Below are 12,058 nucleotides of genomic sequence, written 5' to 3'. Positions count from 1 at the left end.
CGCGCCTCCCCCCCCGTCCCATCGCGGGGCGCGGGGGCCCCCCCCCCCGGCGTCACCCCGCCCCCTCCTCAATACACCGGCAGATCGATGTAACTGGCCTGCGCGGCGCTGTGCCAGACCCGCTGCGTGGCCTTCTGGTAATCGCCCGGCTTGGCCAGGTAGATGTTCGGCACGTAGGTCTGCGGGTTGCGGTCATACAGCGGGAACAGGCTGGACTGCACCTGCACCATCACCCGGTGCCCCTTCTGGAAGGTGTGGTTGGCATTGGGCAGGTCGAAGCGGTACGGCAGCACCTGGTTGGCGGCCAGCGGCTTGGCCTCGCTGAAGCTTTCGCGGTAGCGGCCGCGGAAGATCGCCAGCGACACCGGAAGTTCGTAGCCACCCATCTCCGGCGTCGATGCTTCCTGATCCGGATACACATCGATCAGCTTCACCACCCAGTCGCTGTCGGTGCCACTGGTGGACGCCTGCAGGTGCACCACCGGCGCACCGCCAATGCGCAGCGGCTCACTCAAGGGTTCGGTGATGAAGGTCAGCACATCGGGCCGACCATCCACGAAGCGCTGGTCCTTCACCAGCCAGGTGGTCCACATGTCACGGTCGGCGAAGCGCACCGGGCGCGGCACGAACGGCACCGGCTTGGACGGGTCGGACACATACTCCTCATAATCACCCTCGCCTGCCGCCGGCGCCTGGAAGGCCAGCTTGCCGCCGGCACGCAGGTACAACGGCTTGCTGGCCGCCGTGCAGTCATTTTCGCAGCTGCGCGGCCAGCCCTGCAGGCGGTCCCAGTGGTTTTCACCGGTGTTGTAGACCAGCACCGGCGGCGTGTCCGCCTTCGCCGCGCCGTCCACCAGGTACTGGTCGAAGAACGGCTTGAGCACATCGCGGCGGAACTGCAGGGCGGTATCGCCGTCGAATTTCAGGGCGCCCAGTTCGCTGCCGCTGTAGTTCACCTGGCTGTGCCGCCACGGGCCCATCACCAGGTAGTTGTGGGTGTTGCCGGTATCGCGCCCTTCCATGGCTTGGTAGGCATGGTTGGCGCCCCACATGTCTTCCTGGTCCCACAGGCCCTGCAGCCACATCGTGGGCACCTTCAAGGGGGTGTTGGCCATCACCGCATCCAGCGCCTGGCCCTGCCAGAACGCATCGTAGGCCGGGTGCTGCACCAGCTTCTTCCACCAGGTCAGCTGGTCCACGCCGGTGAAACGCGCGTAGTCGCCGGCCGAGCCGATGCGCAGGAAGGTGCTGTAGTCGTCGTAGCCCAGGCTGGGCAGCGGCGTGCCCTTGCCGCGCTTTTCGGTCTGCATGGCGAAGTAGTTGAAGTTGACCTGGCGGAAGGCACCGTAGTTCAGCCAGTCATCGCCCATCCAGCCATCGACCATCGGGCTCTGTGGCGCGGCCACCTTCAGCGCGGGGTGCGGGTTGGTCAGCGCCATCACCACGGTGAAGCCTTCGTAGGACGAGCCGAGCATGCCGACCTTGCCGTTGCTTTCCGGCACGTGCTTGACCAGCCAGTCGATGGTGTCCCAGGCATCTGTGGCGTGGTCGACCTTGGTGTTGTTCAACGGGCCGCGCAGCGGCCGGGTCATCACGTAATCGCCTTCGGAACCGTACTTGCCGCGGATGTCCTGGAACACGCGGATGTAGCCGCCGTCGACGAACACCTCGTCGCCCTGCGGCAGCAGGTCGCGCATGCGCGGCGAATCGCTGCGGTTGGCGCGGCCGGCAGCATCGTAGGGGGTGCGGGTCAGCAGGATCGGCGCGTTGTGGGCGCCCTTGGGCACCACGATCACGGTGTACAGGCGGGTGCCGTCGCGCATCGGCACCATCACCACGCGCTTGTCGTAGTCGCGGCCGATATCCGGTGCAACGAACGGCTTGCCACTGATGTCCGGAGTCATTGGCGGGGTATCGGCGGCCAGCACGCTGCTGGACAGGCACAGGGCGATGGCTACAGCAACGGCACGCACATGCATGCATGACCCCTCGGCAGGAAAGGTTCCAGCGTACTCCTGCCCACCGCGCCGAAGTGTGCGCCGGCTTTGCGTTCTGTGGTGTCCGGGGCACGACTGATGGCACATGTGCGACCGGCGGCCGCTGCGCTCGCCGGGCATGGCCCGGCGCTGCCCGTTCCCGCGACCTTCGGTAGCGCCGGGCCGTGCCCGGCGGATCCATCAGCCCGCGGGGACCTCGTGCAGCGCCAACCAGCGCCAGCTCCCCGCGTCCTGCCGCAGCACCGCCAACGATTCCCGCCAGGCCAGCGCTCCGCCAGCCACCGCATGCCCTTCGCGATACCGCAGCACCGCCAGGGGTGCGGGCGCTTCGATCCTCTGCACGTCCTCAATGGCGATCTCCAGACCGGGGCGCGCACCGTGCCCGCCCACGAACAGCGCCTGCACCGCATCCCGGTCCAGTCGCCGCCCGGCGATGCCGACCATGCTGAAGTCTGCGCAGAAGTGCGCCATCAGTTCGTCCAACGCATCGGCGCCAGCCTCGGCACTGAACCAAGCCTGCAGCGCGTCATGCAGTACGTGGATTTCATCTTCGGCGGTGTGTTGCATCAGGCATTCTCCGAGTGCATGAGGGTCAGTGACTGCGTGCGGCGCAACAGCAGCATCGGCAGCAGGGTCAGGACAGCGGCCATGCCCAGCGCCGCGCCCGTGGCACGCGCTGGCAGCCATTGCAGGGCCAGCGCCAGCACCAGCGCAATGGCTGCCGTGCCGAGGCAAAAACTGAGCTGGCGGTTGAGGTTCCACAGCGCACTGGCGTCACCCAGCGCATCCGCGTCAACGCCAGTGAAGGCCAGCGTCTGCGCGGTGCTGCTGCACAGGCTGCCGCCCGCCCCCATCAGCGCGAACAGCAGCGCCGCCAGCGCGAACGAAGGCTGCGCCAGCAGGGCCATCAGCAGCAGGCCACTGGCCTGCAACAGCATGCCGACACGCAGTACTGCGCCCGGCCCGAAACGCGCCAGCAGCCGCCGGCTGCCGGTGATCGCCACGGCCGACGCCAGCGCCCAAGGCAGCATCAGCGCACCGATGCGTGCAGCACTGAACCCGGCCTGGTGCAGCTGCAGCGTGCTGGCCAGCTGGCTGCCGATGAACACGCCCGGCACGGCCAGGTAGACCAGCATCGCCAGCCGCAGCCCGCGATGGGACAGCAGCGACCAGCGCAGCAGCGGCTGTGCCTGCCGGCGCGCGTGCCGGAGGTGGGCGGTCGCCAGCACCAGCGCCAGCAGCAACAGCACCGCACCGGCACTCCGGTGGCCGGGTTCGCCCAGCCAGGTCAGCGCCAGCAGCAGCACGCCCAGCGCGCTCATCGCCGTGGCCAGCGCATAGCCCTGCAGCCGGGGTGCCGTGCGTTCACCGTCGGCCGGCATCCACGCCAGCACCAGGCCCATCGCCGCCAGCGCCAGCGGCAGGCTGGCCCACAGCACGCCGCGCCAGGACAGCCACTGCACCAGCAGCCCACCCAGCGCCGGTGCCAGTGCCGGCACCAGCAGCGCCACCAGCAGGATCCGGCGGGTCAGCGCACCGCGCTGGTCAGGGGTGCACTGCCGATAGGCCGAGGCCTGGGCGACCGGGATCAGCAGGCCACCGGCCAGGCCCTGCAGCAGCCGCCAGCCCAGCAGCCAGCCGATGCCCGGCGCCGCACCGGCCAAGGCCGCCGCCAAGGCGAACAGCAGCAGTGCCACCAGCAGCAGGCGTCGCTCGCCACAGCGCGCGGCCAGCCACGGCGCCAGCGGGATGACCACGCTCAGGCCCAGCATGTAGGCCGTGCCGACCCAGGCCAGCGTTCCAACATCCGCATGCAGCTCGGCCGCCAGCGCTGGGTAGGCCACCGTGGCGATGAACATGTTGACCAGGTCCAGGGCGAACACCAGCAGGAAGATCGCCTCATGGCGCAGGCGGGGGGACGGCATCGGCGGCGCTCCAGCAGGGAAGCAGCCAGCATGCCTTTCGACGCTTGCTGGAAAAACACGACATCTGCTGCAACACTGTCAAATCTGTTTTGACAATGATTCGCCATGGTCAGCCTGGACCGCTTCGACATCTTTCGCGCCGTTGTCGACGCCGGCAGTCTTACCGCGGCCGCCGACCGCCTCGGCCTCAGCCGCGCAGTGGTCAGCTTCAACCTGAAGCGGCTGGAGCAGGAACTGGGCGTGACCCTGCTGCTGCGCAGTACCCGCCACCTGGCCCTGACCGAAGCCGGCGAACAGTTCCTGCAGCATTGCGTGCAGGCGCTGGACGCGGCACAGGCAGCCATCGATGCCGCGCGCCGCGACCAGCACCAGCTGCAGGGCACGCTGCGCCTGACCACCACACCGGAGTACGCGCAGCTGCGGTTGATCCCGGCGCTGGAGGCATTCCGCGCGCGGCATCCGGCGCTGCAGCTGCATCTGTCCACGTCGCCGGCACCGGCCGACCTGATTCCCGAACGTTTCGACGTGGCGATCCGCCTTGGTCGCCTGCCGGATTCAGGCCTGCATGCCAGCGAACTGGAGCGGCACCCGCTGTGCGCGGTGGCCGCACCGTCGCTGCTGGCGCGCCTGCCCTCTGCCGATGCGGCCGATGACCCGGTGCAGCTGGGCACCCTGCCCCGGCTCGGCTATCCGCGCCTGGCCGATGTGCCGGTGGTGGCGCCGGACGGCAGCGACGCGATGTTTGCCACCAATCCGGGCAATGCCGTGGTGCGCGTGGACGGCGTCAGCAGCCTGCGCGCCTTCGCCCTGGCCGGCGCAGGCGTCACCGCGCTGCCGCGCTGGCTGATCGAGGACGACCTGGCCCACGACCGCCTGCGGCCGGTGCTGCGCCAGCACCGCTTCCCGCAGCAGAGCGTCTACGCCGTCTACCCGCACAGCACGCAGCCCTCGCCGAAAGTCCGCCACCTGATCGATTTCCTGCGCGGTTGGTTTGGCTGAGGATACTTATCTCTATCTCCACGCATGCACGACGTGGGCGATATCACCTGGACTGCAGCCTTCGCTTCGCTGAGGCCGCCACCATCTTGTCCGGGTCGACAGAAAGCAACTCCAGAATCCGCGGGGTTACTTTGGGGTTGCAAACGATGCGATGCCGCACGGTTGCATCGGCATCCTGCGCCAAACGGGACATAACCCCCTCACTCAGCCGGCGTTTGCACGCGATGCTCCAACGAACGTCGACGTTTTCGCTGCTAGCCAGCTGTTCGATAATGAACTCAGGAATTGTTTTATTCCCGGCGACGCAGCGCGCCAACTCGGGGTAAACCGCAAGGATATCGATCCACGTCTGATCCTCGGCCTGCTGCCAGGCAGATGATGCATCCGACTCGCTTTCACACAACTGCTTGAATTCCCATGCGCTCGCGATCATTCGCTGGCCCTCCTGCGCCAGCCTTCCAGTATTGGCTGACCGGCAGTTGACCTCCAGTGGCAGAAGCGACATGACTATCCGCCCCGGCGCCTGCTGTTCCATCGTCCGCCGGGCCATGCCCGGCGAGTGCAGCGGCAGCCCACAAAAAGGAACGGCCCCTTTCGGGGCCGTTCCTTCAAACATCAACAACCCGCTGGATCAGCGCAGCACCTGCTCCACCAGCTGCACGTCCACCGTCTGCAGCGGTTCGGCCGCGTTGCGCGACAGCTGCACCTGATAGGTGCCGCCGTCGATCTTCCACTGGCGGGCCTGCGCATCGTAATGCGCCAGCGTCTTCGGCTCGGCTTCGATGCGGATACGGCGCTGTTCGCCCGGCTGCAGGCTCACCTTGTCGTAGCCGATCAGGCGGATCGGCGTGGTGCTGCCGGCCGGCAGCTTCAGGTACAGCTGGGCCACGTCGGCACCGGCGCGCTTGCCGGTGTTGCGGATGTCGACGCTGGCGACCAGGCGCGAGCCTTCCACGCTCACCTTCAGGTTGTCATAGGCAAACGAGGTGTAGGACAAGCCATGACCGAAGGCAAAGGTCGGGGTCAGGCCCTTGGCGGCCATCCACTTGTAGCCCACGTTGGCGCCTTCGATATCGAAATCGAACACATCGCCGAACGGCTTGGCCGGCTTGAAGCCGAGGCCATCCACGTGCGGGCGCGGCAGCTGCGATTCGTCCACCACCCAGGTCACCGGCAGGCGGCCGGACGGGTTCACCTGGCCGGTCAGCAGCGCGGCAATGCCTTCGCCACCACGGATGCCCGGGTACCAGGCCTGCAGCATGGCCGGCACCTGCGCCAGCCACGGCGTGCGCACCGGGCCATTGGTTTCCAGCACCAGCACGGTCTTCGGGTTGGCCTTGGCCACTGCTGAGATCAGCGCATCCTGGTTGTCAGGCAGCTTCATGTCCGGCAGGTCGACCGACTCGGCCGCCCACTGGGTGGCGAACACGATGGCCACGTCCGCCTGCGCGGCAGCCTTGGCCGCCGCAGCAGCGTTGCTGCCGTCCACATATTCGATGGTCGCGTCCGGGCGAGCTGCACGCAGCGATTCCAGCGGCGAGGACGGGTGGAACATCACCGGGCCCGGCCAGGTGGTGGGCAGCACGCCCGGCACCGCATTGGTGCCCTTGGCGGTCACGCCCACCATCGACGAACCACCGCCACCGATCACGCCCTTGTCGGCATGGCCACCAATGATGACGATGCGCTTCACGCTGTCGGCCAGCGGCAGCAGGTTGCCTTCATTGCGCAGCAGCACGCTGCCTTCTTCCACCGTGCGCTGGGCCACGGCGAAGCCGGCTTCGGCATCCACCTTCTGGTGCTGCGGCGGGTTGTCGAAGTTGCCGTGCAGGAACATCGTGCGCAGGATGCGCGCCACCATGTCGTTCAGGCGCGCCTGCGGCACCACGCCGCCGTGCACGGCCAGGCGCAGCGGCTCATCGAAGAACACCGCCGCATCGAACACTTCACCGGCCGACTGCTGGTCCAGGCCGGCCAGCGCCGCCTTCGAACCACTGTGCACGCCGCCCCAGTCGGACATCACGAAACCGGGGAACTTCCACTCCTGCTTCAGCACCTGGTTCATCAGGTAGCCGTTCTCGCAGCCGTAGGTGCCGTTGATCTTGTTGTACGAGCACATCGCCACGCCCGGGCGGCCAGCTTCCAGTGCGATCTCGAAGGCCAGCAGGTCCGATTCGTGCATGGCCTGTTCGCCGATGCGCACGTCGTGGAAGTTGCGGCGGGTCTCCATATCGTTCAGCGCGAAGTGCTTCATCGACGAAATCACGTGCTGGCTCTGCACGCCCTGGATCAGCGCGCCCACCATCGAACCGGCCAGCAGCGGATCTTCACCGGCGTATTCGAAATTGCGGCCGTTGCGCGGGTCACGCTGCAGGTTCACGCTGCCCGAAAGCAGGATGTTGAAGCGCTGCTGCCAGGCTTCACGGCCCATGGTCGCGCCACCGGCGAAGGCGACTTCGCGGTTCCAGCTGGAGGCGGTGGACGGGCCCGACGGCATGGCCGTGGCGAAATCGCCCGGACGGATGCCACCCGGATTGGTCACGCCCACGCCGGCATCGGCCGACTGCTGCGCCGGAATGCCCAGGCGTGGCACCGCCGGCACGAAACCGGCCGAACCCACCGCCCCTTCCGGCAGCGGACCGCCATCCTTGCCCAGCCCGAAGTAGCTGTGCAGCATCTGGAACTTCTCGTCCTCGGTCATCGCCTTCAGCAGCAGCGCAGCGCGCGCATCGGCGTTCAGGCTGGCGTCCATCCACGGGCGCTCACCGCCCTTGTCGGCCGCGTAGGCCAGGGTCAGCAGGGTGGCCTGCAGGCCATTGCCATCGACCTTGAACGGTGCGCTGCTGGCCGCCTGGAAACCATCGCTGAAGTAGCTGGCATCGGCTTCCAGGGCCACGCGCGAGGGATCGAAACCGGCTGCCTTGGCCGATTCACTGGCCACCGCGCCCAGCAGCAGCGCCGGTGCGCCCAGCCGCGAACGCGACACCAGCGCCGGCAACTGCGCGGCGCCGGCACCGGCGTCGGTGTAGACGGCCACGGTGTGGCGGCCGTCATCCAGGCGAAGGTAGTTCAGGCCCGGCTGGTCCGGGCCGCTTTCCGCGGCAATCGGCAAGCGGGTCAGCACGGCCTGGCCGCGCTGGGTCTGGCCATCGTCCTGGCCGGCGGCAATGAAGCGGTAGTCGTAGCCCAGGCCATCGGCCAGCAGCTGCAACGGATCGACCTGGCCGATACCGCGCTGCACCTGGCGCACGCTCACCGCGTCCACCTGCAGGGTCTTCAGCTGCGCCGCCAGGGCCGGCATCGCGTCCGGCGCAGGCGCTTGGTCCAGGGTCAGCACGGTGAAGGCGGCCGGGTCGGCCCAGGCCGGGGCGGCCAATGCGGCAGACAGGGCAAGGGACAGGGCAAGCGGCTTTGTAAACGTTTTCATCGGCAGGCGTAATTCCGTTGCCAAGGCAATCGGTCCAGGGAAAGTGCCGCCGAAGGGTGCAGCGTCATGCCGCGCAAGCGTTGCCGGGCAACACCTGCAGGCCAAAGGACGGGCCGGTCTGCGCGCGGGACCCTCCTCCCGGCGTGACAACCTGCCTGCCCGGGCCGCACACGACGACCCATCATGTGAAGATTGTGCGAGGGCGTTGATCGCTGTCAACAGGACCTAAGTCACAGGCGCCCGCGCGCACGGTGGTTATCAGGCCATCACCGCTGGTCATCAGCGCAGCGTGTGGTGCTGCCGATAATGGAATTCCCGGCCCCGAGCGTTGCCCATGACCCTGCACCGCGACTTCGACCATCTCTGGCGCGACCGCTGTGATACCTCCAGCCAGCGCAGCCCACGCGTGCTGATCCGCGTGTTCGTCGCCCCCGGAGAACTGGAAGCACGGGTGGCCTTCTACGAACAACTGCAGGGCGTGGTGGCCGACGCGGGCTTCCCCTTCCCCGATGCCGGGCTGCGCCTGGCCATGGTCGGTGCCTTCCTGCTGATCGAAGGCAATGACACCGCACTGGCGCCGTTCACCTCCACCACCGGCACCCTGCTGGTCGATGACGTGCGGCCCTATCACGACAGATTGGTCGCAGCCGGCGCGCAGATCATCTTCCCGCTGCAGGTGGTACCCACCGGCGCGGCATTCAACGCCGTACATCCCGATGGCACCGTGGTCGAGTACGTGCACCACCGGCCAGACCCACACGGGCGCTGACGGGCGGCCGGGCGGCGCCCGGCACCCGCAGAGACAACGGCAAACGCAACAGCAAGATCAAATGCCGCATTCCGTGCAATGGCGGGGCACTGTGGGTGTGCGGGGACGCCGTGAATCCATCCGTGGAGGCTTGGTCGCCGCATCCATGCGGCTCACACCCCGCACACCACAGTGCCCGGTAGACCCACGCCATGCGTGGATGCGTGGGTAATCCATCCACGCATCGCGTGGATCTACAATCGCTGCATGTCCTCACCTGCCCGGCCCTGGAACGGCACCTTGCTGCTGCACGCACACGTGGCGGTGCTGCAGGGCCATGCCGGTGACAGCGGCACGCACGCGCACTACGCCCACCAGCTGCTGCTGAGCGAAACCAGTGCCTGGCATGTCGAGATCGATGGCGTGGCACAGCACGGCCAGCGCCTGTGGCTGCCGTCTTTTGTGCCGCATGCCATCCTCGCCGCGCCCGCGGACGGCTGCACGCTGTTCCTGGAACCGGCCCATGCCGATCCCGCACAGATCCAGCAACAGCTGCATGCGCTGCCGGCCACGATCAGCGCCCTGCGCGCGCACCTGCCCCGGCTGGGCCGCGCGCAGCCGCTGGACCGTCGCGTGCAGGCCGCGCTGGCCCAGATTGCCCGGCACTTGCCGGGCCCGGTTCCGGCGGCGGCAATTGCAGCAGCGGCGCACCTGTCCACCAGCCAGCTGCATCGCCGCTTCCAGTCCGACCTGGCCGTGACCCTGCGCGGCTGGGTGCTTTGGCAGCGGCTGCGCAGCGCCCTGGCGCATCATCTGCTCGGCCACAGTCTGACCGACAGTGCGCACGCGGCCGGCTTCGCCGATCTGGCCCATCTCTCGCGCAGCGTGCGGCGCATGTTCGGCATCGGCGCCGCGCAGCTGCAGGGTCTGCAGCTGCAGGCCGCCTGAGGGCAGCGCTCAGCCACGCCTGCGCAGGCCGTCGGGCAGCGTGGGCACCTGCCCATGGGGCAGGTCGCGGAACGGCGCCAGCAGTTGTCCGGCATAGTGACGCGGATAGTCGGGCTGGCTGCCGATGCCCAGGTCACGCGCGCGCAACCGGTAACCCGGCGCATCGAAGGCGGTGCCGAGCAGGTGATCCCAGACAGTCAGGAACAGCCCGAAGTTGACATCGCCCGCGGTGCCGTAGCGCACGTGGTGGAAGCGATGTAGCGGCGCCCATGCCATCACCCGGCCCAGCACGCCCGGTCGCATGTCCACGTTGGAATGCTGCAGCAGCAACTGGATGGCGATGGCGAAGGCCAGTACCGCCGCCACCGGCATCGGCAGGCCCAGCACCAGCAGCGGCAGCACGCCGCCCAGCGCTTCGGCGGCCTGGTGCAGCGGATGCTTCATCAGGCCGTTGAAGCCGTACATGCGGGTCACGCTGTGATGCACCGCATGCAGCCGCCACAGCCATCCGATGCGATGGCTGGCGTAGTGCACCAGGGTGATGCCCAGATCGGCGGCAACGATCGCCAGCAGCACCTGCACCGCAAACGGCCACTGCACCGGCCACAGCTGCCACGGAATCACCGCCGCCAGCACAGGCACCGCCGCGATCGACAACAGGTTCAGGCCTTCGTTGACCAGCGCATGCAGGCTGTCGCGCAGCCGGTCGCCCTGCGCCTGATTGAACGCGGGGTCATACGGCCAGGCGCGTTCGGCGGCGAATGAAACAGCAATGGCTACCGCCAGCAGGGCCAGCAGCCACAGCGGGTCACCCTGCCGATGGCCAGCCCAGACCACGGCAGCGGCAACGAATCCAGACAGGAACAACGGCGCATACAGGCGGAGCATCCAGTACTTCATGGGCAACTCGGGAGTGAGGGGCCTGCATGCTGGCCTGGCACCAGGCCTGCCGGCTTGAACAAACCGCGCAAGCCGAACCGGTTCCGCCATCCACGCATGGCGTGGATCTACAATGGCGCCCTCTTCGCGCCGGGGCTGGCATGGATTCCTTCAACCTGATGCGCACCTTCCGTCGCATCGTCGAACGCGGCGGCCTGGCCCGCGCGGCCGAAGACCTGGGCCTGTCAGCGGCCGGCTTGAGCAAACAACTGCGCACGCTGGAAGCGCACCTGGGCGTGGTGCTGCTGCAGCGGACCACGCGGCGCATGAGCCTGACCGAAACCGGCCACGCCTATTACCGCGAGTGCTGTCGCCTGCTGGACGAACTGGACGCGCTGGAACGCGGCATCGCCGAACAGCGTGGCGAGGTTGCCGGGCGCCTGCGGGTGAACGCACCGCAGTCCTTCGCGCTGAGCACGTTGTCGCCGCTGCTGCCGCGCTTCCTGCAGCAGCATCCGCACCTGTCGCTGGACCTGGTGATGGAAGACCGCCTGCTCGACGCGGTGGGCGAAGGCTTCGATGTGTCGCTGCGGCTGCGCGCCGAGCTGGACGATTCACGCCTGGTGGCGCGGCGGCTGGCCTCGCTGCAGCAGGTGTTGTGCGCGGCACCGTCCTACCTGCAGCAGCACCCCGCGCCGCACACCGTGCAGGATCTGCATGCGCATAGCGTGCTGGCCTACAGCCTGTCCGATTCACCGGGCAGCTGGCCGCTGCTGGGCCCCGATGGCCAGGTCACGATCACCCTGCCGGCACGGGTGACCGCCAACAACAGCCTGCTGCTGCGCGACCTGCTGCTGGCGGGCCTGGGCATCGGCGCCCTGCCCTCCTTCCTGGCCGCGCCCGCGCTGGCACGCGGCGATTTGCAGCAGGTGCTGGCCGACCACCGCTATCCACCGCGCTTTGTGCATGCGATCTACCCCACCGCGCGCCACCTGCAACCCAAGGTGCGGGCCTTCATCGATTTCCTGCACGCCGAACTGCCCGGCTGCGCGGGACTGGATTCGTAACCGCCAGCGAAAACTGAGCTGCCCGAAACCCGCTGTTTCGGCCACGCCGCGCTGCCTACGCTGCCGCC

Annotated in this window: 10 protein-coding genes; 4 read left to right on the top strand and 6 right to left on the bottom strand. The window is 68.1% G+C overall.

Annotated elements, in window-relative coordinates:
- Positions 1–68 precede the first annotated feature (68 nt).
- The 3 genes from IAE58_RS10750 to IAE58_RS10740 all read right to left on the bottom strand — a co-directional run bounded on the left by IAE58_RS10750 (position 69) and on the right by IAE58_RS10740 (position 3,922).
- A complete protein-coding gene (locus IAE58_RS10750; protein ID WP_199933678.1) occupies positions 69–1,979 on the bottom strand; it encodes a CocE/NonD family hydrolase in 1,911 nt (636 codons plus the stop codon).
- Between the two features lie 198 nt (positions 1,980–2,177).
- Entirely contained in the window at positions 2,178–2,564 is a 387-nt protein-coding gene (locus tag IAE58_RS10745) for a DUF4440 domain-containing protein (protein ID WP_199933679.1), read from the bottom strand.
- Complete coding sequence (locus tag IAE58_RS10740) at positions 2,564–3,922, bottom strand: MFS transporter (protein ID WP_199933680.1); 1,359 nt, start codon at positions 3,920–3,922, stop codon at positions 2,564–2,566. Before IAE58_RS10740 ends, IAE58_RS10745 begins: the two co-directional genes overlap by 1 nt.
- Before the next feature lie 105 nt (positions 3,923–4,027).
- On the opposite strand from IAE58_RS10740, the gene IAE58_RS10735 reads away from it, so the two are divergent.
- A complete protein-coding gene (locus tag IAE58_RS10735; RefSeq protein WP_199933681.1) occupies positions 4,028–4,921 on the top strand; it encodes a LysR family transcriptional regulator in 894 nt (297 codons plus the stop codon).
- Between the two features lie 43 nt (positions 4,922–4,964).
- On the opposite strand, the gene IAE58_RS10730 is transcribed toward IAE58_RS10735, so the two are convergent.
- Positions 4,965–5,537 (bottom strand): hypothetical protein, encoded by a 573-nt coding sequence (locus IAE58_RS10730; protein ID WP_199933682.1) that lies wholly within the window; start codon positions 5,535–5,537, stop codon positions 4,965–4,967.
- Positions 5,538–5,552: 15 nt separating this feature from the next.
- Positions 5,553–8,348, bottom strand: a complete 2,796-nt coding sequence (locus tag IAE58_RS10725) for a glycoside hydrolase family 3 C-terminal domain-containing protein (protein ID WP_199933683.1) — start codon at positions 8,346–8,348, stop codon at positions 5,553–5,555.
- A gap of 334 nt (positions 8,349–8,682) precedes the next feature.
- On the opposite strand from IAE58_RS10725, the gene IAE58_RS10720 reads away from it, so the two are divergent.
- Together IAE58_RS10720 and IAE58_RS10715 are read left to right on the top strand one after the other, a co-directional pair.
- Positions 8,683–9,117, top strand: a complete 435-nt coding sequence (locus IAE58_RS10720; RefSeq protein ID WP_108753345.1) for a glyoxalase — start codon at positions 8,683–8,685, stop codon at positions 9,115–9,117.
- Between the two features lie 222 nt (positions 9,118–9,339).
- Positions 9,340–10,044 carry a helix-turn-helix domain-containing protein gene (locus IAE58_RS10715; protein ID WP_199933695.1) on the top strand — a complete coding sequence of 235 codons (705 nt, stop codon included), beginning with the start codon at positions 9,340–9,342 and terminating at the stop codon, positions 10,042–10,044.
- 9 nt (positions 10,045–10,053) lie between these two features.
- Here the strand turns inward: IAE58_RS10715 and IAE58_RS10710 are convergent, their stop codons facing one another.
- Positions 10,054–10,932 carry a sterol desaturase family protein gene (locus tag IAE58_RS10710; RefSeq protein ID WP_233614901.1) on the bottom strand — a complete coding sequence of 293 codons (879 nt, stop codon included), beginning with the start codon at positions 10,930–10,932 and terminating at the stop codon, positions 10,054–10,056.
- Positions 10,933–11,084: 152 nt separating this feature from the next.
- On the opposite strand from IAE58_RS10710, the gene IAE58_RS10705 reads away from it, so the two are divergent.
- Complete coding sequence (locus IAE58_RS10705) at positions 11,085–11,990, top strand: LysR family transcriptional regulator (protein WP_199933685.1); 906 nt, start codon at positions 11,085–11,087, stop codon at positions 11,988–11,990.
- The last annotated feature ends 68 nt before the right edge of the window (positions 11,991–12,058 follow it).

Source organism: Stenotrophomonas sp. S49 (assembly GCF_016624905.1).
GTDB lineage: Bacteria > Pseudomonadota > Gammaproteobacteria > Xanthomonadales > Xanthomonadaceae > Stenotrophomonas.
This window is presented reverse-complemented; position numbering and strand designations above follow the sequence as displayed.